This is a genomic window from Pengzhenrongella frigida, assembly GCF_004168625.1.
GTDB lineage: Bacteria > Actinomycetota > Actinomycetes > Actinomycetales > Cellulomonadaceae > Pengzhenrongella > Pengzhenrongella frigida.
The window spans coordinates 1-21498 of the sequence record NZ_SDWW01000057.1; the positions used below are offsets into that span (position 1 = coordinate 1).

General features: G+C 68.4%; 27 protein-coding genes and 1 pseudogene. 10 read left to right on the top strand and 18 right to left on the bottom strand.

Annotation, left to right across the window (positions count from 1 at the left end; translation table 11 throughout):
• Together EUA98_RS17350 and EUA98_RS17355 are read left to right on the top strand one after the other, a co-directional pair.
• Positions 1-409 (top strand): integrase core domain-containing protein (locus EUA98_RS17350; protein ID WP_130103958.1); only part of this gene is annotated, 409 nt, incomplete at its 5' end.
• Positions 410-732: 323 nt separating this feature from the next.
• On the top strand, positions 733-1320 hold the full coding sequence (locus EUA98_RS17355; RefSeq protein ID WP_130103959.1) for a M15 family metallopeptidase: 588 nt from the start codon (positions 733-735) through the stop codon (positions 1318-1320).
• Positions 1321-1753: 433 nt separating this feature from the next.
• On the opposite strand, the gene EUA98_RS19890 is transcribed toward EUA98_RS17355, so the two are convergent.
• From EUA98_RS19890 to EUA98_RS17405, 12 genes are all read right to left on the bottom strand, one after another.
• Entirely contained in the window at positions 1754-1930 is a 177-nt protein-coding gene (locus EUA98_RS19890) for a hypothetical protein (RefSeq protein WP_165372885.1), read from the bottom strand.
• A gap of 95 nt (positions 1931-2025) precedes the next feature.
• Positions 2026-4563 (bottom strand): heavy metal translocating P-type ATPase, encoded by a 2538-nt coding sequence (locus EUA98_RS17360; RefSeq protein ID WP_130103960.1) that lies wholly within the window; start codon positions 4561-4563, stop codon positions 2026-2028.
• 136 nt (positions 4564-4699) lie between these two features.
• Complete coding sequence (locus EUA98_RS17365; RefSeq protein ID WP_130103961.1) at positions 4700-4981, bottom strand: metal-sensitive transcriptional regulator; 282 nt, start codon at positions 4979-4981, stop codon at positions 4700-4702.
• 81 nt (positions 4982-5062) lie between these two features.
• Positions 5063-5395: a YHS domain-containing protein gene (locus EUA98_RS20670; protein ID WP_434063506.1), complete on the bottom strand. Its 333-nt coding sequence runs from the start codon at positions 5393-5395 to the stop codon at positions 5063-5065.
• The gene (locus tag EUA98_RS20675) at positions 5392-5709 is read right to left on the bottom strand and encodes a hypothetical protein (protein ID WP_434063507.1); all 318 of its coding nucleotides are present in this window, start codon (positions 5707-5709) and stop codon (positions 5392-5394) included. The genes EUA98_RS20670 and EUA98_RS20675 overlap by 4 nt, the downstream gene beginning before the upstream one ends.
• 246 nt (positions 5710-5955) lie before the next feature.
• Positions 5956-7143 (bottom strand): sensor histidine kinase, encoded by a 1188-nt coding sequence (locus tag EUA98_RS17375; protein WP_130103962.1) that lies wholly within the window; start codon positions 7141-7143, stop codon positions 5956-5958.
• Positions 7140-7433 (bottom strand): SHOCT domain-containing protein, encoded by a 294-nt coding sequence (locus tag EUA98_RS17380; RefSeq protein WP_130103963.1) that lies wholly within the window; start codon positions 7431-7433, stop codon positions 7140-7142. The genes EUA98_RS17375 and EUA98_RS17380 overlap by 4 nt, the downstream gene beginning before the upstream one ends.
• Before the next feature lie 113 nt (positions 7434-7546).
• Complete coding sequence (locus tag EUA98_RS17385; protein ID WP_130103964.1) at positions 7547-8296, bottom strand: response regulator transcription factor; 750 nt, start codon at positions 8294-8296, stop codon at positions 7547-7549.
• 2 nt (positions 8297-8298) lie between these two features.
• Positions 8299-8565 (bottom strand): hypothetical protein, encoded by a 267-nt coding sequence (locus tag EUA98_RS17390; protein WP_130103965.1) that lies wholly within the window; start codon positions 8563-8565, stop codon positions 8299-8301.
• Positions 8562-8837, bottom strand: coding sequence for an SHOCT domain-containing protein (locus tag EUA98_RS17395; protein ID WP_207219131.1), 276 nt, complete (start codon positions 8835-8837; stop codon positions 8562-8564). The genes EUA98_RS17390 and EUA98_RS17395 overlap by 4 nt, the downstream gene beginning before the upstream one ends.
• Before the next feature lie 212 nt (positions 8838-9049).
• The gene (locus EUA98_RS17400; RefSeq protein WP_130103967.1) at positions 9050-9469 is read right to left on the bottom strand and encodes a DUF302 domain-containing protein; all 420 of its coding nucleotides are present in this window, start codon (positions 9467-9469) and stop codon (positions 9050-9052) included.
• 608 nt (positions 9470-10077) lie between these two features.
• Positions 10078-10332: a hypothetical protein gene (locus EUA98_RS17405; RefSeq protein WP_130103968.1), complete on the bottom strand. Its 255-nt coding sequence runs from the start codon at positions 10330-10332 to the stop codon at positions 10078-10080.
• 374 nt (positions 10333-10706) lie between these two features.
• On the opposite strand from EUA98_RS17405, the gene EUA98_RS17410 reads away from it, so the two are divergent.
• On the top strand, positions 10707-11132 hold the full coding sequence (locus tag EUA98_RS17410) for a hypothetical protein (protein WP_242511666.1): 426 nt from the start codon (positions 10707-10709) through the stop codon (positions 11130-11132).
• A 141-nt stretch (positions 11133-11273) separates the two neighbouring features.
• On the opposite strand, the gene EUA98_RS17415 is transcribed toward EUA98_RS17410, so the two are convergent.
• From EUA98_RS17415 to EUA98_RS17430, 4 genes are all read right to left on the bottom strand, one after another.
• Positions 11274-13583: a heavy metal translocating P-type ATPase gene (locus EUA98_RS17415; protein ID WP_130103969.1), complete on the bottom strand. Its 2310-nt coding sequence runs from the start codon at positions 13581-13583 to the stop codon at positions 11274-11276.
• The gene (locus EUA98_RS17420) at positions 13580-13762 is read right to left on the bottom strand and encodes a hypothetical protein (RefSeq protein WP_130103970.1); all 183 of its coding nucleotides are present in this window, start codon (positions 13760-13762) and stop codon (positions 13580-13582) included. Before EUA98_RS17420 ends, EUA98_RS17415 begins: the two co-directional genes overlap by 4 nt.
• The gene (locus tag EUA98_RS17425) at positions 13759-13986 is read right to left on the bottom strand and encodes a heavy-metal-associated domain-containing protein (protein WP_130103971.1); all 228 of its coding nucleotides are present in this window, start codon (positions 13984-13986) and stop codon (positions 13759-13761) included. The genes EUA98_RS17420 and EUA98_RS17425 overlap by 4 nt, the downstream gene beginning before the upstream one ends.
• A 146-nt stretch (positions 13987-14132) precedes the next feature.
• Positions 14133-14531: an antibiotic biosynthesis monooxygenase family protein gene (locus tag EUA98_RS17430; RefSeq protein WP_130103972.1), complete on the bottom strand. Its 399-nt coding sequence runs from the start codon at positions 14529-14531 to the stop codon at positions 14133-14135.
• 274 nt (positions 14532-14805) lie between these two features.
• Here EUA98_RS17430 and EUA98_RS17435 point away from each other — a divergent pair, with 274 nt between their 5' ends.
• The 6 genes from EUA98_RS17435 (at position 14806) to lnt (ending at position 18703) form a co-directional block, all read left to right on the top strand.
• Positions 14806-15063, top strand: coding sequence for an SHOCT domain-containing protein (locus tag EUA98_RS17435; RefSeq protein WP_242511668.1), 258 nt, complete (start codon positions 14806-14808; stop codon positions 15061-15063).
• 2 nt (positions 15064-15065) lie between these two features.
• The gene (locus tag EUA98_RS17440; RefSeq protein ID WP_165372886.1) at positions 15066-15566 is read left to right on the top strand and encodes a multicopper oxidase domain-containing protein; all 501 of its coding nucleotides are present in this window, start codon (positions 15066-15068) and stop codon (positions 15564-15566) included.
• A 193-nt stretch (positions 15567-15759) separates the two neighbouring features.
• The gene (locus EUA98_RS17445) at positions 15760-16548 is read left to right on the top strand and encodes a prolipoprotein diacylglyceryl transferase (protein ID WP_130103974.1); all 789 of its coding nucleotides are present in this window, start codon (positions 15760-15762) and stop codon (positions 16546-16548) included.
• Positions 16549-16708: 160 nt separating this feature from the next.
• On the top strand, positions 16709-17023 hold the full coding sequence (locus EUA98_RS17450; RefSeq protein WP_130103975.1) for a DUF2933 domain-containing protein: 315 nt from the start codon (positions 16709-16711) through the stop codon (positions 17021-17023).
• Between the two features lie 106 nt (positions 17024-17129).
• Positions 17130-17690 carry a hypothetical protein gene (locus EUA98_RS20585; RefSeq protein ID WP_350339511.1) on the top strand — a complete coding sequence of 187 codons (561 nt, stop codon included), beginning with the start codon at positions 17130-17132 and terminating at the stop codon, positions 17688-17690.
• Positions 17594-18703, top strand: coding sequence for an apolipoprotein N-acyltransferase (lnt, locus tag EUA98_RS17455; RefSeq protein WP_350339512.1), 1110 nt, complete (start codon positions 17594-17596; stop codon positions 18701-18703). The genes EUA98_RS20585 and lnt overlap by 97 nt, the downstream gene beginning before the upstream one ends.
• 130 nt (positions 18704-18833) lie before the next feature.
• Here the strand turns inward: lnt and EUA98_RS17460 are convergent, their stop codons facing one another.
• A complete protein-coding gene (locus tag EUA98_RS17460) occupies positions 18834-19454 on the bottom strand; it encodes a DUF305 domain-containing protein (RefSeq protein ID WP_130103976.1) in 621 nt (206 codons plus the stop codon).
• A gap of 812 nt (positions 19455-20266) precedes the next feature.
• Here EUA98_RS17460 and EUA98_RS17465 point away from each other — a divergent pair.
• The gene (locus EUA98_RS17465; protein ID WP_130103977.1) at positions 20267-20911 is read left to right on the top strand and encodes a thioredoxin-like domain-containing protein; all 645 of its coding nucleotides are present in this window, start codon (positions 20267-20269) and stop codon (positions 20909-20911) included.
• Between the two features lie 233 nt (positions 20912-21144).
• On the opposite strand, the pseudogene EUA98_RS17470 reads toward EUA98_RS17465, so the two are convergent.
• Positions 21145-21498: pseudogene (locus tag EUA98_RS17470) on the bottom strand (hypothetical protein); the annotation flags it as partial.

Below are 21498 nucleotides of genomic sequence, written 5' to 3' on the forward strand. Positions count from 1 at the left end.
CACCGAGCACCTGCCCAACGAGCAGGCGTCCACGACCATCGGGTTCTTCCACCGGGCCCGGGCGTTCTTCGCCGCCCACGGCATCAACCGCTTCGTGCGGGTCATCACCGACAACGGACCCAACTACACCGCCCGCGCGTTCCACCGCACCGTCACAGCGGTCGCCCGCCACCAACGCATCCGGGCCTTCACCCCGCGACACAACGGCAAGGTCGAGCGCTACAACCGGACCCTGGCCGAGGAACTCCTCTACGCCCGCGTGTGGACCAGCGAGACCGACCGCGCCGACGCGATCACGGTCTGGAACATCCACTACAACTACCATCGAGCCCACACTGCCATCGGGAACCAGCCCCCGGCCTCACGCCTCCACGCAGGCGTCACCAACGTCATGAGCCAGAACACCTAGGAGCGCTCGACAGCCAGTCCTGTGTGGTCCTGCGTGACCCAGCTAGCGACCGGCCACCCTGATGCGCCGGACGATCGGAGAACGTCATCACCGCACACCATGCCCGCCTGCCGGTGCCGGCAACTTCCGCACACCAACCCGAGCCGGCCCAGACTCTCGCAGCTTCAGTCTCCCGCCGAGACCTGCGAGCGCGGGGACACCGTGCGGCCGCACCAGCCGGTCGCCACGCTCGGGTTCTTATCGCACGGACGCTTATCGGTGCCACCCTCGTCGTCTCCTTCACCACGATCTCGCACAAGGGTGCCGCCCCCTCGGCTGAGGCCGTGACGGTGTCGGCCGGTCCGACAGTCGTCGAGGCACTCCTCGCAGTCCCGGTGGACACGTCGGTCCCCGTCAGACTCCTTGCCGGCCGGACCACCAGGAACGCCGAACGGGCCTCGCGGTCGCTCGTCCGCGAAGCGATGCCCGGTTGTGATGGCATCGCACCGGGTGAGGGGGAAAACGGGCGGGTGCCCGCCTCGGAGTTGTGCGACCTGTGGCAGCGCCCGTACAAGGACCGCGCAGATGCCGTCGTGTCGCTCGAGGCCCTCAATGATGCGTTCAAAGCGAGATTCGGCACCGACATGTGCCTGTCGTCGGCATATCGAGACCGCGAGGAACAGGCGGCCTTGCGGGCCCGGAAGGGATCGATCGCTGCGCCCGCCGGGCAGAGCAACCATGGCTGGGGTCTTGCGATCGACTTCTGTCCGTCCGTCTACACCGGCCAGCCGGGCACGTGGCTGGCCGACGTCGGGCCCGTCTTTGGGTGGTCCAATCCCGCGTGGGCACGCCGCGGTGGTAGTGGATCCTACGAACCATGGCATTGGGAGTTCACGGCCGCCGTGGCTGAAAAGGACGGTACGAGCCGCTGAAAATGGGTGTGATGCTCGAGAGCCAGGCCAAGGCCGCGACCACGTCCGGAAGTCTGTCGCGTTTGACCGCTGCCCGGTGGGGCATGGCCGGATCCACCGCTGGACGGGGAAGACGGAAGCGAGCATCACGGCAATCTTGAGGGCATTGGCAGCTGAACGCTGCTAAGTCACGCGCGGCAGCTCATTCATCTCGGTTTGGGTCCGAGACACTCGTGGCGTGTGTTGGTGCGCGATGGCTTGACGGCGGGGAATATCTGGGAAACGGCCCACAGCCCCAGTGCGACGTACAGCAGGCTGACGCCGCCGAGGACGAGCCACGTGCTCACATCCATCTCGCTCCTCCGGCCGGATCCGTGTTACCGCTAGCGTGAACGTCGAACCCGCGTGGATTAGTGCAGAGTTGACGAAGAATCACTGAAGATTCGCGAGGGGTTCAGGCTTTGAACAGGCCCCACGCGCGACCGCCAGACGGCACCGGGCGAGGCTGCACGCCCGCGACCGCCAATAAGGCCGACCCCGCCACGATGGCTCGCAGAGCCGCGAACCACAGCGCGGGCGCGTCCCGCAGACCGATCTGGATACCAACGAAGCACGCCCCGTAGATGGCCATCAGCCAAACCATCCCCAGCGCACTGGGGCGGCCCAGGTCCCCGGTCGCCGTTCCTCCCCGGACGGCCGACGCGGAAACCCTGGCATTCACAGCGACTATGCGCTCGTCGATGCACGGCCGGAGCCCGGCACCGCGACGACCGGTCGGTTCGCCGGCGGGGCCGATGGCGCGGGCGCGGGCAGACTGAGTCGCTTGAGGAGCAGGGCGTTGACCGCGACGATGAGCGAGGACCCCGACATCGACAGTGCGGCGATCTCGGGGCGCAGCACGAGGCCGAACGCGGGCGCGAAGACGCCGGCGGCGATCGGCAGAGCGATCACGTTGTACCCGATGGCCCAGCCGAGGTTCTGCCGCATCTTGCGCCGGGTCCCCTTGCCGATGCGCAGCGCGACCGGCACATCCAGTGGGTCCGAGCGCATGAGGACCACGTCGGCGGTCTCGATTGCGACGTCCGTCCCGGCGCCGATGGCGATGCCGAGGTCGGCGGTCGCCAGTGCCGGGGCGTCGTTGACGCCGTCCCCGACCATCGCCACCCGCTTGCCGGCCGCCTGCAGCTCGGCGACCTTCGCGGCCTTGTCTCCGGGCAGCACCTCGGGGATCACGGCGTCGATGCCGAGTTGATCGGCGATCCGCCGCGCGGTGGCTGCGTTGTCCCCCGTGAGCATCACCACCTCGATCCCGGACTCGTGCAAGGCGGCCACGGCGGCCGCTGCGGTGTCCCGGACCGCGTCCGCCAGGGCGATCACCCCGATCGCCTTGCCGTCCACCGCGACGAGCACGGCGGTCCGCCCGGCGGCCGCGAGCTCGTCGCGACGACCCGCCATATCGCCAAGATCGACGCTCTCGGCTGTCATGAGCCGCCTGTTCCCCACCAGCACGCGGCGGCCCGTCACCTGGGCGACGGCGCCCTGTCCGGGGACGTTGCGGAAGTCGGATGCGGAGAGCTCCGGCAGCCCCCGGGTGGTGGCGAGATCGGCGATGGCCCGGGCCAGGGGGTGCTCGGACTCGCGCTCGATGGCGGCCGCCAGAGCGAGCATCTCCTCCTCGGGCAGCCCCGACGCGATCACGTCGGTGACCTCCGGTGCACCCTTGGTCAAGGTGCCGGTCTTGTCCATCACGACCGTGTCGATTCGGGCGGAGGTCTCCAGCGCGGTCGCGTTCTTGAACAGCACCCCCCGCTGCGCGCCCAACCCGGTGCCGACCATGATCGCCGTCGGCGTGGCCAGACCCAGTGCATCTGGGCAGGTGATGACCACGACCGTGATCGCGTACAGCATCGCGGTCTGCACACTCGCGCCGGACGCGAGCCACACCAGGAACGTCGCGCTCCCGCCGATGAGCGCGACCAGCACGAGCCAGAACGCCGCCCGGTCGGCCAATCGCTGCCCCGGGGCCTTGGAGTTCTGCGCTGCTTGCACCATGGCCACGATCTGGGCCAGCGCAGTGTCGGCACCGACCTTGGTCGCCCGCGCCCGCAGGGTGCCGGTCGTGTTGATCGAGGCGCCGATCACCTCGGCGCCCGGGGTCTTGGCCACCGGTAGGGACTCCCCCGTGACCATCGACTCGTCGACGTCGGACTCGCCCTCCTCCACGATGGCGTCCACGGGCACCTTCGCCCCCGGGCGCACCAGGAGCAGGTCACCGACCTGGACTTGCGCCGTGGGCACTTCGACGGTCTCGCCGTGGCGCAGGACCAGTGCGGTCGAGGGCGCGAGTTCGAGCAGTGTCCGAACCGCCTCGCTCGCCCCGCCCCGCGCGCGCATCTCGAGCCAGTGCCCCAGCAGCACGAACGACGTGAGCACGGTGGCAGCCTCGTAGAACACCTCCCCGCCGCCGGTCAGGGTGATCACGACGCTGTACAGCCACCCGGTGCCGACCCCGACCGCGACCAGGACCATCATGTCCAGCGTCTTGGCTCGAAGCGCCCAGAAGGCGCCGTCGAAGAAGATCCACGCCGAGTAGAAGATCACCGGCAACGACAAGAGCAGCGAGAACACATCGTCGCGCAGTCCGAACGGAGCCGGGACCGTGAATCCCAGGACCTCCCGCCCGATCGGCGACCACAGCAAGATCGGCATGGACAGCACCACCGCCACCAGGAAGCGGTTGCGCATGTCGCGGACCATGCCCTCCATCGACATATCGCCGTGGCCCCCGCCATGACCCATCACCTCATGCGGCGACGCGCCCGCCATTGCCGGACCTGCGTGGGCGTCGTGACCAGCGTGCTCGACGGCAGCGTCGCGCTCGGCTTCAGCGGCGTGGGTATCGCGCCCCGCGTGCCCCGCGTGCTCGACGTGCTCGACGTCGGCGGAATGCTCGACGTGGTCGGAGTGCTCGGCGTGGGCGACGGGCGGCAGGGTGGTGGTCACGCCGGACGGCTCAGCCATGGGGTCGCACACGTGCTCCGGCACGGACTGCCCGGCGCAGTGGTACCCGCAGTCGCGGATCCAGTCCGCCAGCTCCGCGACGGCGGTGCGGTCCGCGTCATAGGTGACGCTCGCGGTCTGCGAGAGAGCATTCGCCTCGACGACCAGCACTCCGGGCCGGCGCATCAGCGCATCCTCGACACCGCGTTCCGACGTCGCCCAATGCAGCCCACCGACCTGCAGGACTGTGGTCCGAGTGTTCATGTCAGATTCCGTTCGGTAGTTCGGCTAGGACCCACCGTCGCGGCGGGGTCCCTCATCAGCCGATTCGGCGGCGGCGAGCACCTCGCCCTCGGGTGGTTCATCGGCAGCATCTTCAGCGCAAGTCGACCTGGTTTGATCAGCTCCGGACCAGTCGGGCTATCGCGGCCGATGCTTCCTTGAGCTTGGCTTCCTGCTCGTCGCCACCCGCTCGCGCGGCGGCCACCAGGCAGTGGCTCATGTGCTCCTCCAGCAGCCCGAGGGCCATGGCCTGCAGCGCTCGCGAGGCTGCCGCGACCTGGGTGAGGACGTCGATGCAATACGTGTCCTGCTCGACCATCGCGGCGATCCCGCGGACCTGACCCTCAATGCGGCGCAGCCGGTTGAGCTGGGCACGCTTGGATCCTGTCTCCCCGGTCATCCCGGGCTCCTTCCATTCTCGGTGCGGCCTACCGGCGGTCGACTGCCGGGGGCGGAATGTCCGCCCCCGGCGAAGATGCCGCTAGGACACCGCGGCGCTGGCGAAGCTCTCGGGCTTCGCGGCGAAGGTCGCCGCACAGTGCTTGGAGCAGAAGTAGTACGTCCGGCCGGCGTGCTCGATGCTGGCTGCGGCCTTTGCGGGGTCGACGGTCATGCCGCACACGGGGTCGGTCACTTTCGGGGACTTCTCTGACATGTCTTGCTCCTCTTCTCGATCACGTCCGACGCCCACCACCGGATCGGTGGGTGGCACGCTGACGTCGTTGGGAATGTCTGCGGGCGTGAAGGCCCGCAGCCGGTTGGCGTGGGCGACCACGGACAGCGAGGACAGCGCGATGGCGCCTGCGGCGATCATCGGGCTGAGCCGCAGGCCGAACGCCGGGCAAAGGACGCCCGCGGCGATCGGGATGCCGATGGCGTTGTACGCGAAGGCAGCGAAACCAGGCTCTGGCGGGTGTTGCGCATCGTGGCCCGGGACAGGTCGATCGCCGTCACCAGCCCAGACAGCGCACCGGAGATCAGGGTGATGTCCGAGGACTCGATGGCGACGTCGGTGCCGGTGCCGGTGCCGATCGCGGAGCCGACATCAGCCTGGGCTAGGGCCGGGGCGTCGTTGATGCCGTCCCCGACCATGGTTATCCCCGTGACGGCGTAGCTGGCGGTTGTCATGATCGATCCTCTGGTGCCTCTCGGGCGGGCGAACGTCGCCGTCCGCCCCCTCGCCGCATACCCCGGTGGGGTATCTACTTAGAGTGAAGCCCTCGCGGATGTTCGTTGTCCACCGAGACGCTGAAGATTCGGTGAAGATTCGAACGACGATCGCGAAGCAGGTCGACCACGTCATGGGAGTGAACCGCCGTCCCGCTCCGACGTCGACGATCCTTGAAGCCTTGGCCCCACCAGGTCTGCTGCGACTCAGCTCCGCCGTGCGAGTCCGGCCCGTCGATCATCACTACGGGCGGGCGGGTGACGGGGGAGGCGGATCAGGAACGTCGCGCCCGCTCCGGGACCCCCGCTCGTCGCCGTCAACGTCCCGTCGTGGGCCTCGACGATCGCCCGCGCGATCGTCAGGCCGATCCCGGTCCCGGCCGTGGTCCGGGTGCGGGACGAGTCGGTGCGGTAGAAGCGTTCGAAGATCCGTTCAGCGTCCGACGGATCGAACCCTCCCCCGGTGTCCGTGACCTTCAGCATCGCGACGCCGTCATCCGCGGTGTCCCGCTGCGGACCTACGACCACGCGCACCTCGCGGCCCGCAGGGGTGTGTCGCAGCGCGTTGTCGAGCAGGTTCGCAAGCACCTCGGCGATCCGTTGAGGGTCGACCCGAACCTTCGACGGCTCGCCCACGATGTCGAGCTCAAGCCGCACCCCTGCCGCTACGAACCTTGCCGTCGCTGCCAGCACGGCGTCGCTCGCCAGCGAAGCCACCTCGACCACGCGGGGGCGCAGATCGAGCTGGCGTTCCTCGGCCCGCGACACGGCGGCCATGTCAGCGACGAGGTGCTGCAATCGCGCGGTTTGGTCCACCAGTGTGTCCAGGGTGACGACGTCCGCGGGCAGGACCCCGTCGATGACGGCCTCCACGGTCGCCTCGAGCGAGGCCAGGGGGGTGCGTAGCTCATGGGCCAGGTCCCCGATAAGGCGCCGCCGGGTGGATTCGGTCTCGGCCAGCCGACCGGCCATCGAATTGAACGCGTCGGCGAGCTGGGCAAACTCGGGACCGATCGCGGGGGCCTCGACCCGAGCCTGCAGATTTCCACGCGCAATTCGGTCCGCTGCGACGGCTACCGCGGCCACCGATCGCCCCAGGCGTTGCGCGACGAGCCACGAGACGGCGAAAGCCACCAGCATTCCCACCGGAATGGCCACCCCCAGGGAGAGCACAATCGCGTTCGCGAATGCCCCTTCCACCTGAGCGCTGACTCTCTCCTCAAGGGGCGCACCCGGGGCCGTCCGCAGGTGCGAGCCGAAGATCTGCGGCGCGACGCCCAGTGCGACGCCGAGCACAGTCACCGCACCAGCAAGCACCACAAGCCCCAACGACACCATCAACCGCCAGGCGAAACTGAGCGGTGCCCTCCGCTGACCCGGCTGCCGCGCCCTCATGTACGGCGGCCGTCGTGGTCCGGAATCCGCTCGCGCTCCCGGTATACGGCCACGATCCGAACGAGCGCCCCTCGCTGAGCGGGATTGGTCTCCGGATCGATCTCGCCCTCGGCGAAGCGTCGGTCGAAGAACTCGACCGCGGAGTCCTGCCCGGACCGCGGTGGCGAACCCGGCAGAACTCGCGACCGGCCCAACGATGCCGCCAGGCAGGCGATCGAAACGAACAATCCGAGCCACACCACGTCCACCACGTACACCGATTCCACGTTGCCGCCCAACCACTCGCTCATGTCCGGTCCATTCGCTCGCTCCTTGCTCTCGCAGCGGCCGTTGGTACATCTCGGTCTCGTCCCGGCGAGCGACCTGCCCTCGCGACCCGGGCGCAGCGAGATCGGCAGACTCCTCAGCCGGGCCCCATCCGGTACCCGACCCCGCGCACGGTGCGGACATAGCGGGGATCGGCGACGTCGTCGCCGAGCTTGCCCCGGACATGTCCGAGGTGAATGTCCACGAGCCGCTCGTCGCCGAACCAGCCCGCCCCCCAAACCCGTTCGATGAGCTGCGCACGGGTGAAAGCCATGCGCGGACGCGACGACAGAGCATCCAGCAGGTCGAACTCGATCGGCGTGAGGGCGACGGATGCACCGGCCAGCCACACCTCGCGCGGCTCCGGGTCAATCATCAAATCGCCGAACCGCCGCTGCGGGACGCTGTCGGCGGGCTCGGCGGGAGTTCGGGGCCGACGCAGCAGCGTGCGGATCCGGGCGACGAGCACGCGGGACGAGAACGGCTTGGTCATGTAGTCGTCGGCTCCGACCGACAGCCCGATCAGGGTGTCGAGCTCCTCGGCCCGAGCGGTGAGCATGATCACGTAGGCGTCGCTGAAAGTTCGCAGCTGCCGGCAGACCTCGATCCCGTCAATCCCGGGCATCATCACGTCCAGGACGACGACGTCGGGCTGGGTAGTGCGCGCGAGCTCGAGCGCCTCGAACCCGTCTGCCGCCGTCACGACGTCGAACCCGTCGCGTTCGAGGTACGCCGCCACAACCCGGACCAGCGCCGCCTCGTCATCCACGACCAGGGCGCGGACGCGGGCCGTCACGCCTGCCGGCGTTTCCGGCGAGGACCCGACGTCGTTCCCCGATTTCGCCATGCTCAGCTATTCCCCCACCCGCCCATGGTGCCCATACCGCCGAAGCGGCGGTCCGCCGCGTTGCCCGAACGTGGGTCGCTCCTCATCATCGGCCCATAGTGCTCGCTTCGGTGGTCCTGGATGATGCCGGTGCCTGAGCCCACCGGGCCCGGGCCCAGACCCCACACCCCGACGGCCAAGATCGATCCGAGCAGGACCGCACTCGCGACCGCCAGGGCCGCAATCAGCCATCCGCGCCGGCCCTGCCGCGTTGTCGTGACGGTGGTCATCGTTGGGCACCTCGCGCCGAAATCAGCGCTGCGCGGTGAGCCTGGTACGTGTCCAGATCGATCTCGCCCTGCGCGAGTCGGCGGTCAAGGATGTCCATCGGGGACTCCTGCATCGCTGACGCCGGCGGCGGCGAGGCCGTCGTGGTGCCGGACTCCCCGTGGGAGGGGAGCAGCCGGATCACCAACCAGATGATCAGCGCGATCAGTGCGATCCAGAACAGACCCATGAAGAGCCACATCCCGGCACCCATTCCTCCTTCATACCAACCCATCATTTCCGTCTCCTTCACTCGTCCGGCGTTTTCGGTACAGCACAACCCTCGCGGTGCCACGCGAGGATCCCGGCGAGGAACGACAAAGATCTGACAAAGATCCGAATCCCGCGTCGACGACCGCAGTGCGAGGAGTCGGCGAGTGGCACGCCCGAGAGCTCAAAACCCGCGATCGCCCCCCAACCTGGCCTTCGCGCCGAAGTGCGAGTCGGCTACCTCAGGCCGCCAGATCCCAGGGTGCTGAGTGCTGCCCGCAGGAGCCTGTCCGCCTCGTCTGCAACCTCCTTCATGCCCGGCTCGTCGCTGAGTTCGGTCAGGGTCGCAGGATCGATGGCCTGGATGACAGTTTCACCAGCACCGGGACTGCGGCGTACGACGACATTGCAGGGCAGCAAGACGCCGATCGCGGGGTCCGTAGTGACCGCTCTGTACGCCAACCGGGGGTTGCAGGCGCCGAGGATCAGATAGTCGCCAACCTCGTGCGCCGCGTCCGGACCAAGCTTGGCGGCGAATGTTGCGTTGACATCAATCTCGGTCAACACCCCGAAACCCTGGTCCGCGAGGGCCGCCCGGACAAGGTTGACGGCCTCCGCAAAGGGTGTCGAGAGAGTGACCGTGTGTGCGTAGGACATGAGATTCTCTCCTTGAGCGTGGGAATCGATGTGCGACCCGAAGTCAGTCGCGGGGACCCTTTCAATGCTGCCAGGCGGGCGACGATCTCTCATCGGCGGAGGCGGCCTCCGGGTCCTCGAACTGGGCGTCCAGGGACGGTCTCTCGATCTCGACCCGACGGACGGCGCGGGCCGCCTCGCGGCGCCCTCTCCACGAAGCCGCTGGCCTCGCTCGTCCGGTTCGAGCGTGCTGATGCTGGATCGCGCTGAGGACCCGGGAGGCTCTGACCAGTTCATCAGGGACTACCTGAACGGGCGTCGTCGAGGGCGAGTGTGGCTTCACCCAAGACGTTCGGATCCTCTTGGGTGAAGCCCAACTCCTGCGCCACCGCGCCAGCCTCATCGCGAGCACAGAGTCCGCACGAAAGGCGTCAACGAAATGTCGGCGAGCACTTCGATACCCATGCGTCCCCACATCTGGAGCGGCGAACTGGCGCCTGTCACTATCGACCCGCTACCACCGCCCGGACGCCCCTCGCTGCGGTCAGTTCCCCTGCGACGTCGTTCTTGTCAACGCCACGACGGATGGTGAACGACCGCGGCGGCCCGTTGAACCCCGAGCCCGTCCGCTACGCGACCGTAGGCATACCCATCATGTCCCAGCCGTGCGCACCCTGTTGCATTCCCGGGTTGTGCGTGCCCGAGAAGCCAGCGCCGCGGGCGCACTCGGCGACGTGCTCGCCGTAGCCGGGGCCGCGCGCCACGGACTCGCTGGGTGCAAGTCCGCCCGTCGCGGACGCCGGCGAGGCTTGGAGAAGGACGATGGCTGCGATGGCCGCGGTGGCGAGGGCGCGGCCGGTCCTGGTGCTGTTCTTGCTGAACATAATGTGGACTCCTTCTTGGTGAATGGTGGACTCGGAACCGTCCAAGGGGGCGATCACCAAGCGCTCGGCGCGGGCCGTAGCGGCCGGCAGAGCACGACGCATCACTCGCTCGACCCCCTCGTTCGTCGGTACGGCACCAGAATTGCGCGCCAACCCGTTGGTCCCGGCGAGGAAACGACAAAGATCCGACGAAGGTCATTACCGCCGTGCTGCCTCTCTCGAGGTCACAGCCGTCAGCGCTCGAGGACGCTAGAAGTTTTGGCCCCGCACAAGGCCGGGCGTCCGGCCCCAATCGCGCACTCCGAGGCCGATGTTGATCGATTCTTCATCGATTCTCCATCGCGACTCCAGTGGCGGAGCGGCATCGTATGGGGATGAGCAATCCGAACCCTCCCGCCCCTCCCGCTGCCCCGGAACAGGTCACGACCGGCGTCGCGGTAGACGGCAAGGCGAATCGGCATCGCCGCTCGATCTGGACGGTGCTCAGCGGCGGTCTTGGGGGGATCGTCGGCCTGGCCCCCCATGTGCTGCACCACGTCGGCCCCCTGGTCGGGACCGCGCTGGTGGCCGGGGCCGGCGGGACTGCGTTGTTTGGCATCCTCGGCCTGGCCGCTTCCGTGCCGATGCTCATCAAGCTGCACCGCCGATTCTCGAACTGGTGGGCGCCGGCCATCGCGCTGGGGGTCTTCACGGCCATGTTTCTCGTCTCTTCGTTTGTGATCGGGCCGCTGATCAGTGCACCTGACGAGCCGGCCACACCCGGCGTCACCGAGGTCGACCACGACGCCCACCACTCCTGAGCACCACCGGCCGTGCCGGCCCGCACGTTTCGCGGGCCGGCACTCGCTGCTCGAGATTCAGCAGCACACCCCCGTCATGCCCAGCCACAGACCCTTTGACCAGCCTCCGCGGACCAAGCGCGTCCTGGCCGACGACGCCAGTCAGCCCGCGACGGCCACTTGTTCGATCTCGCGGGTGCGATCCGCGGGCAGCTCCGTGACCGGGTCGATCGACACCGCCCGGAATCGGCGCAGCCGCAGGCTGTTGCTGACGACGAAAACCGAGGAGAACGCCATCGCCGCGCCGGCGATGAGCGGATTGAGCAGCCCGGACACCGCGAGCGGGATCGCGGCCACGTTGTAGGCGAACGCCCAGAACAGGTTGCCCTTGATCGTCGACAGCGTGCGACGGGACAGGCGCACCGCGTCGACGGCGGCGCGCAGGTCCCCGCGCACGAGCGTGAGATCGCTCGCCTCGATCGCCACGTCGGTGCCGGTGCCCATCGCGATCCCCAGGTCGGACTGGGCCAGCGCCGCAGCGTCGTTGACGCCGTCGCCGACCATCGCCACGACCCGGCCCTGGGCCTGCAGGTCACGCACCACGGTGACCTTGTCGGCAGGCATCACCTCGGCGATGACCTCGTCGATGCCGACTTCCGCGGCGATCGACCGTGCGGCCCGGGCGTTGTCGCCCGTCAGCAGGACCGGTCGCAGCCCGAGCGCCTTGAGCTCGGCCACGGCCTGAGCGCTGGTCGGCTTGACGGTGTCCGCCACGACGACCAGTCCCCGGATCGAGCCGTCCCATCCGACCGCGACGGCGGTCCGCCCGGCGGCCTCGGCCTCGTCGAGCTGTGCGGTCAGGTTCGCGTCGAGGTCCTGCGCCCATTGCGCCGCCATCCACGCCACCCGCCCGGCCGCCACCGCGTGGCCATCCACGACGCCCGACACGCCCAGGCCCTGGCTGTTGGTGAACGACTCCACCGCAGGAAGCTCACCCAGCTTCTCGCGGGCGCCGGCGGCGATCGCACTGGCGATCGGGTGCTCCGAGGCGTCCTCGAGGGCCCCTGCCAACCGCAGCAGCTGGTCGGCGTCCGTGCCCGCGGCGGCCAGGACGTCCACGAGCCGCATCTTGCCGGTCGTCACGGTGCCGGTCTTGTCCAAGACGATCGTGTCCACGCGACGGGTGGACTCCAGGATCTGGGGGCCCTTGATCAAGATCCCGATCTGGGCACCACGCCCGGTGCCGACCATCAACGCCGTGGGCGTGGCCAGGCCCAGCGCGCACGGGCAGGCGATGATCATCACCGCGACCGCCGCGGTGAACGCCATTTCGCCACCGGCGCCCGCGCCGAGCCAGAAGCCCAGCGTCGCGACCGACAAGGTGATCACGATCGGGACGAAGACCGCGGAGATGCGGTCGGCCAGGCGTTGGACGGGGGCCTTGCCGGTCTGTGCCTCTTCGACCAGTCGCGCCATCTGCGCGAGCTGGGTGTCGGCGCCCACGCGGGTGGCCCGGACCAGGAGCCGTCCGCCGGCGTTGACCGTGGCGCCCACGACCGTGTCGCCGGGGCCGACCTCGACGGGGACGGGTTCACCGGTGAGCATCGACGCGTCCACCGCGGACGCGCCGTCCACGACCTGCCCGTCGGTGGCGATCTTCTCTCCCGGTCGCACGACGAACTCGTCCCCGACTGCGAGCTGGTCCACCGGGATGCGGGCCTCGACCCCCTCACGCACCACGCCCACGTCCTTGGCGCCCATCTCGAGCAGCGCCCGCAGGGCTGCGCCCGACTGCCGCTTGGCCCGGACTTCGAAGTAGCGCCCGAGCAGGATGAAGACCGTGACGGCGGAGGCGACCTCAAGGTAGATCTCGCCCGAGCCGGCACCCCGCTGGGGGGTGAGGCTGAACGCCATGCGCATGCCGGTCATGCCTGCCGCTCCGAAGAACAGCGCGTACAGCGACCACCCGAACGCGGCCAGGACCCCGACGCTGATCAGGGTGTCCATCGTGGCCGCGGCGTGCTTGGCGTTGGCCCAGGCGGCTCGGTGGAACGGCCAGGCGCCCCAGAGCACGACGGGAGCGGCCAGGGTCAAGGACAGCCATTGCCAGTTGTCGAACTGCAGTGGCTCGATCATCGCCAGGACAAGGACCGGAGCGGTCAGGACCGCGGACATGACCAGCCGGTGCCGCAACGGCGCCGTCTCGTCAACGGTTTGGATCTGTGCCTCCCCGGCCGCACTGTCTGCGACCGATCGGACCGGTTCGCGCAGGCGCGCGGTGTACCCGGTCGCCTCGACGGTCGCGACGGCGTCCTGGAGCGTGGTGCCCTCGGGCAGCTCGACCTTGGCCTTCTCGGTGGCGTAGTTGACACTCGCCGCCACTCCCGGCATCCGGTTGAGGCGCTTCTCGATCCGCGCGGCGCACGACGAGCACGTCATGCCGCCGATCTCCAGCTCGATCGTCTGGCTCATTGACCTGCCTCCGTCTCCATCGCATCCTGCCCGGCGGGGGACGTGTGCCCGTCTTCCTGGACGACGGCGGGTACACGTCCCCCGTCGACGGGTCCAACCAGCGCACCGATGCCGAACCCGAGGCTCAGCGCAGCCGCCAGCCCGATCCCGAACCCCGCCAGTCGTCCTGCGTCGCTCACGCCGACGCGCCGACGAGCTGGTAGCCCGCCTCGTCGACTGCCGCTCGAACCGCCGCGTCGGTCAGAGGCGCGTCGCTGGTGACCGCCACCGGGGACTCGCCGCCCTCGACCAGGGTGATCTGGACCTCGGTCACTCCGTCGAGCTTCATGACCTCCTCGGTCACCGCAGCCACGCAGTGGCCGCAGGTCATCCCGGAAACGGTGTAGGCGGTAGTGGTAGTCATGTCGATCTCCCGAATGTAAGAGGTGCCGAACTGTGCTCCGGCTTGCCCGCGATTCTGCCAAGCGAGCACTTCAAGCATACCCCCTGGGGGTATGTCCGGCGGGGGGGGTGCGAGGCGACGTCGCTCAGGGCCGAACAAGGCGACCGTCAGGAGTCGTGGCAGCAGCGGCCCGCGACCTGCAGCTCGGCGCTCTCCCCAGCGACGACCTTCTGCGGGTGCCCATGGCCACCGCCGCCGCAGCAGGAGCCCGAGGCGGGAAGCTCGACGACGACCTCAAACTTTGCGGCCGGCGGCCAGTCGGTGACGATCTCTGCCAGGCGCAGCTGCACCCGGGTGGCCTGCTCGGTGGCGTGCATCGCAGCAAAGGTCTCAGCGCTGCGATGCTCGACGAGGCCGACGTGCGCGCCGTCCGTCGTGCGCAGCAGGCGCCGCCCCTCGAGGCCGTCCGTTCCGCGCAGCTGGGTGTTGGACCAGGCGAACCACGCCTGGAACTCATCCCGTCGATCGATAGGAACCTCGGGGAAGCTGGCGATTGCGACGAACATGGTTTCCTCCAACAGTGGTACTCGTTGCGTGATGCAGGACCCCGTGAGTCAGAAGTCCGGGGCCGGACGGTTTAGGTTCGTCCGCCGACCACGTGTGTCGCGTCGAGGTCTGATGAAGATCCCATGAAGATCGAGCGCCTCGGGTCCTGCGGGCACGTTGTGACCTCGTCACGGATCTACCCTGGGGTATACCCCCTGCGGTATGCGGCGGGGGCCGGGAGTGGTCTTGCGCGTGAGAACAGACAGAAGATTCGACATGGGTAGCGGCTTTGGTATGAACGGCGGCATGGGCGGGGGTTGGATCTTCGCTCTGGTCGCGATCGTGGGGATCGTGCTTCTCGTCATCCTGGTCGTCCGGCTGGTCGGCGGCGGAACCCGGCGCGAGCCCTCCCCGAAGCCGACGTCACGCATGAACGAGCAGGCGCCCACGGGGCGGAGCCGTGCCCGCCAGATCCTGACCGAGCGGTACGCGCGCGGGGAGATCGACACCGCGGAGTACCAGGAGCGTCTGCAACTCCTTCAGGACGAGTAGTCGTGGAGCCGATCAGTCGCCGGGGCCCGGTCACCCTCGCGACCCTGACGGTCGCCGGCCGCGCAGCCGCGGCCCCGCCCGACGTGCCCGATCGCACGAACCCGGCCGACCTGCGCGGGCGGGAGCCGTCTCGGCGACGCGAGCTCACCCTGGGTGCCGGCATGAGCGCGGGGATGGGCATGCGCTTCACGATCGACGGCAAGGAGTTCGACCACCGCCGCACCGACCAGGCCGTGCGGGCCGGCGCCATGGAGGAGTGGACCATCCGGAACACCGCACCGATGGACCACCCCTTCCACCTGCACGTGTGGCCGATGCAGGTCGTCGAGCAAGACGGCGCCCCGGTCACCGAACCGACCTGGCGCGACGTCGTCAACGTCCCGGCCGGCGGCCAGACCGTCGTCCGGATCGCGTTCGACGACTTCACCGGGCGCACCGTCTACCACTGCCACATCCTCGACCACGAGGACGCCGGGATGATGGGCGTCGTCGAAGTCACCTGAGCCGGTATTCGTGGGCACAGAACACCCGTCGCCTCGCCGGCCGGCCCCATCAAGGGCCTGCCCCGCCTTCATCGAATGTTGACCGTTCTCCGGGGTCGTCCTTCATTCGTGTGGGCCACCGTTGGTCCAGGACGCACGGGTCCGGGGGTGATCCGACTCCCCCGCCGGCGCCCGTGGATGAGCGGAGCTACACGTGCGGCCGGTCCTGTTCTCGATCTTCGGACTCGATGTCCAGTCCTACGGGGTGAGCAAGGCACTGGCAGCCCTGGTGGCGGCTTACTTGCTCGCGCGGGCTTTCGAACGACTGGGATTCAAGCGGGACTCGGCGTACTCCCTGGTGATGTGGGCCACGATCTGGGGCTTCGTCGGCGCCAAGATCTACTACCTGCTCGAGCAGCCCATGTTCAGCCTCCACCATCTCGGCGGGATGGGCTTCACCTGGTACGGCGGCCTGATCGGCGGAGTCATCGCAGCGGTCGTGATCGTGCGCCGCCACCAACTCCCGCTCGGTGCCGTCGCCGGCGCCGCGGCCGTCCCCCTCACCGTCGCCTACGGGATCGGGCGGCTCGGGTGCCTGGCTTCCGGGGACGGCACCTACGGGCGACCCACCACCCTGCCGTGGGGAATGACGTTTCCTCAGGGGGTCGTCGCCACAGACGTCCCGGTGCACCCGACACCCTTGTACGAGGCCCTCGCTGCCATCGTGATCGCTGCAGCGCTATGGGCGATCGGCAAGCACTGGAACCCACCAGCGGTATTCGGTGCCTACCTCGCGCTGAGCGGGCTCTCCCGGTTCCTCGTCGAATACCTGCGCATCAACGACGTTGCACTGCTTGGCCTGACCCAGCCGCAGCTTTGGGCGCTGGGCAGTCTTATCGTCGGTGGCGTCCTGATCGCCCGCACCCGGCCACTCACCTCACCCCGACCCGATGCTGTGGCGCTGCTCGAGGCCGAGAGCGCGGGCACCCGGTCGGCGAGCTGAAGCAAGGCGAACTTCAGCATTTCTTCGTCATAGGTGCACCGATTCGCGCAGGTTGAGCGATCACACTCAACTCAACTCGACCGGCAAGACGAAATTCGCCCACGGGAGGATCCTCGACCGCCGGTCATGACCTCAACCGACCAAAGGAGATCAGTCGACCATGAACACCAACATGCAGGGACACAATCACGGCGGCAAGAGCCATCTGTACGGCATGGTCGGCATCGGGGCGCTCGTCCTGGTCGTCCTGCTCTTTGCTGGCAAGTCGTTCGGGGAGGCACTGCCCCTCGCGGCCTTGCTGGCATGCCCGTTGATGATGATCGGAATGATGTTCATGATGCGCGGTGGCAACAACGGCCACCAGCACGACAACAACGCCCCGACCGACCACCACGATCACGCCGCACCGGCCCCGTGGTCCGACGAGACCGGATTCACAGCACCCAGGGCCTCGAAGCCCGCCGAACGGAACTGACGAACCGCGGGTTCAATCCCGTAAACTCCACGGTCCTTCGGCGGCTAATTTACCCCAGGAAAAGACGGACTGGAGTTTCGCTCGCCCCGACGACAGGAATACTCCCATGGCGGCCCGAGCCGAGGACCTGATCATCGGAATCGAGGTGAACTCCCCGGCGATCAGGTTGTCGATCTCAACGTGGATTGCGGCTCATCTTCAGCGGCACGGGAGAATCGTTCGAATTGGACTCGCGCTCACCACGGGAGTCGCGTGGGCAGGGGCGGCGCCGCCGCGCGGGTGGTGGCCGATGCTCTCGCTCGGGGTCGCTTTCCTCACCCTTGCGCTGCACGGACAGGGCACACGCGAGCGATGCCTGTTCGGCGGCCTGACCGGGGCCATGTTTTATGGTTTGACCTTGCAGTGGCTCATGGATTTCAGCGTGGCCGGCTACGTCGCGATGGTCGTTCTCGAGACAACCCTGCTCACGACAGCGGTCGCCCTGATCCCGGCGCACCGATCGGGGCGATGGGCTGGTGGCTGGTGGGCACTTCCCGCCGCGCTCGTGCTTCTCGAGGCGATACAGCTCCGATTTCCCCTCGGGGGTTCCCGCTCCCTGGCCTCGCGCAGAGCCAGGCGGACGGACCGTTCGCGATGGCCGCACCGCTCGGGGGCTCGCTCCTGGTGACGGCTCTCGCCGCCACCAGCGGCGTCGCTCTGACAGCCCTCCTCGTGATGCCCGGACGGCGCCGCCGACTTGCCGCCGTCGGTGGCGCCGTCGGGATAGTTCTTGCCCCCCTCATCGTCGGTGCCGCAGTCACCACGCGGACTGTCGCGACTCTGGACGTTGCAGTCGTCCAAGGCGGCGGCCCCCGCGGTGTCCTCGCTGACCCCGCGCGAGTCACCGCACGTCACCTTGCCGTGATGCAGCAGATCGTCGGCTCTCCCGACCTCGTGGTCCTGCCCGAGAATGTCGTGGACGTCGACGGCTCCATCGCGGGCTCCCTCCCCGACCGCCAGATCAGGGCCCAGGCGCGGCGCCTCGATACCAGCGTCGTCGTGGGGATCGTCGAGAAATCGAGCAACAAATTCCGTAATGCGGCCGTGCTGTGGGGACCCGACGGCGGGAGGCTCGACAGGTACGAAAAGGAGCATCGAGTCCCTTTCGGGGAATACATCCCCGCCCGCCGCCTGCTCCAGTTCGTCACGGACGCCACGACACTGGTCCCCCGCGACGCGATCCAAGGCGAGGGAGAGGCGCTACTGAGCGCTCCCGTCGGGCCGCTGGGGGTCGTCATCTCCTACGAAGTGTTCTTCGCCGATCGGGTGCGCGAGGCGGTGACGTCCGGCGGCCAAGTCGTGCTCGTGCCGACCAACGCCGCGTCCTACCTCACGCCGGACGTTCCGGCACTCGAAGTCGCAGCGGCGCGACTTCGTGCTCGGGAGTTCGACCGGGCGGTTCTCCAAGCCGCACCCACCGGCTACTCAGCCGTCATACTGCCGAACGGCACGGTCGCCGCGCAGAGCAGACTAGGCGCCGCGACGCTGCTCCGCGAAGACGTCCCTCTTCGAACGGGTCTGACTCCCTATGCCCGCATCGGCGACCTTCCCATCATCATCCTCGCGATGGCAGTCATCGTCGCGCGACCGCTCACGACGGCCACTCGGTCGATGCTCCGGCGCCACCGACGGCGCCGTTGACCTGCGCGGCGGCTCGCCCGCACGGACCTCGAGCCCACGAACGCTGCATCTCAGACGGGCCTGATCGTCGGCGGGCATCGTCCGCGAGCAGGCCGCACTGCTTGCCCGCCCGCGGACGCGATCGATCGAGTCAGAGGCCCTGGAGGAGCTGCTCCATCTCGGTGATCTCCGCCTTCTGTGCGTCGATGATGGTCTGCGCGAGCTCAAGGGCCTGAGGGTTGACCCCTGCGGCGAGCTCCGCCTGAGACATCTCGATCGCGCCTCGGTGGTGTTCGATCATCAGATCGAGGAAGCGTCGGTCGAATTCCGCCCCGGTCTCCGCATTGAGCTCGGTCATCGCCTCTTCCTGGCTCAGCCCACCCATGTCCATCCCGCCCATATCCATCCCACCCATGTCGGCATCGGCCGCGCTCTGTTCACCCCACGTCGCGAGCCACGACTGCATCTCGAGGATCTCTGGTTCCTGGGCGGCAGCGATCCGATCCGCCAGTGTCTTGACCTCCGCGGTGCTGGCTGTGCGTCCCGCGAGGTTGGCCATCACGATGGCGCCCTCATGATGAACAACCATATTTTGGGTGAAAATGACATCGGCGTCGTTGTGGCTGTCGTCGACGGACGCGGCGGCGGACTCGGACGTCGCGCTGGAGGGGCTGCCGGCGGCCGGTTCGCTCTCCTCGCTGGCGCAGGCGGACAGGACGACGGCGAGCGCGAGTGCGCCGCCCACGGCTGTCATGCGGGTCTTGACGTTCATGGTGTTTTCTCCAAGGCTCGGTGGACAGGGCGATCGGCTCGTAGGGGTGGCGTGCGAGGTTGTGTGCGGCCAGGGACCCGTCGTGCAAGCGCACGAAGTCGCGTACTCGCACGGTGGCTCGTGCTGGCGCGCACCAAGCGGCATCGCGGGCCGGCGGTGCATGAAGGCGACGGACGCGCAGTCCACCGCTCCCAGCGAACCTGCTCCGACGCGGCCGGAGTGCGCAGGTCGGCGCCTACGGCCGGGCCCCCAGGAAAGCGAGGTTTCGCGACGAGCATGCGCCTCCAACGATTGATGTCGGCATCAACGGTCTCTTCCGCAACAGATGCGATGTGGCGACCGCCGGCCGGGCAGTCAAGATTCGTCGGCCGACCCCACACGTCGTGTCGAGATTCGATGAAGATCTGATGAAGATGACACCGGCCAGCGCAGCTGGCCCTACGCAGCCGGGGGAGCGCTTCGCCAGGTCCGGCCCGTCGAGAGGTGCGACTCAACTCAGGGGAGCGTGCCGGGCACCACGACCAGGACGACGGTCGATTCGGGGCAGCCACCGTGCAACGGACGCTGAGACCGAATGAACGACTCACGAAGGGACGCGCTGCACGGCGACCGCCACTGGTAACAAGTTTCTCTTCAGTTCGTCAAGGAACGATATCGAAACTATGAAGAGTCGCTGAAGATCCGTATCAGACCGCCTCTGCTGCTGGGCCGGTGTGTGAGGGCCACGTACCGTCGAGGAAGCGCCCCACTTCCCTCGTGCGACGGGAGATCGACGCTACCGAGAACCCACCGCTCAAGAGGAGCCCCCGCTCGTGAACCGCAATCGCAAGCCCTCGCTGACTGAACGCCAGGCACGCCTAGCGCAGATCAAGACCGAGCAGAAGAAGGCTGAGCGCAAGCGCACCTGGATCATCGCCTCCGTGGCGGGCGCCCTGGCCCTCGGCCTGATCGGCACCACGATTGCGATCGTGGTCGATCAAGGTGCCAAGAACGCCGATCTCGCCGCCCAGGCGAAAGAGCCGATCCCCGACGTCAAGATCTTCAAGGATCTCTCCCAGGACCACGTCGCCACCGAGGTCGACTACGCCCAGAACCCGCCCACCGGCGGCGCGCACTCAGCTGTCGGACAGATCTGCGGCTTCTACTCCGAACCGATCGCCGATGAGAACGGTGTGCATTCGCTCGAGCACGGCGCCGTCTGGATCACCTACGACCCCAGCCTGGCTCCCGACCAGGTCGACACTCTCCGCGACTTCGCCGCCAAGGACAACTACGTCCTGGTGAGCCCCCGCGAAGGGCTCGCCTCACCCGTCGTGGCGAGCGCCTGGGGCATTCAGCTCGAGCTCGATGCGGCGGCCGACGAACGACTGCCGGTATTTCTCGCCTCCTACGTGAATGGCCCCCAGACGCCGGAGCCCGGCGCCTCCTGCTCGGACGGAGTCGGCACCCCGGAATAGTGCCGCCGCCGCGAAGTCGGCGAAGCGGGCGCCGCGCGCACCGACTTAGGTGGGCGAGCGACCCGCCCCTCATCCGCCGGGCGGTCGTCGCCCCAAGCCTGCGACCGTCCGGCATCTGTACGCGAGATCCCGACCGCATCCAATTGGATCCGAGTTGGGCAACTCGGATCGACGCGTCCGTTAGGACCGCGACGTCACCAAAGCCTCCCGTTGAACCTTCTGCGAAGCAACGCTCAATCCACCGTGGGGGTGGTGCGTGAGCCCGGATCGGCGCCGATCGGGCCCTCTCGTCTCGGACGGGCGATCGCGGTCATCTCCTCGCGCGGCACGACCTTGATCCGCTCGCGCCCGACGGCGGTCCCGAGCGCGATCTCGTGCGCGTCCAGCACCTCCCAGTCGGCCCACTCGACCACCGGCACGCCCCGGGCGGACAGGAAGTCGATCACGGCGCTCGGGTCGGGCTCCGGTGCGGTGCGCAGCGCGGCGCCGTCCTGCTCGGTCGCGTCCTCCACCAGGTGCCGGATCGTCTCGGCGGCGTCGGACTTCGTGTGCCCGATCAGGCCGATCGGTCCGCGCTTGATCCAGCC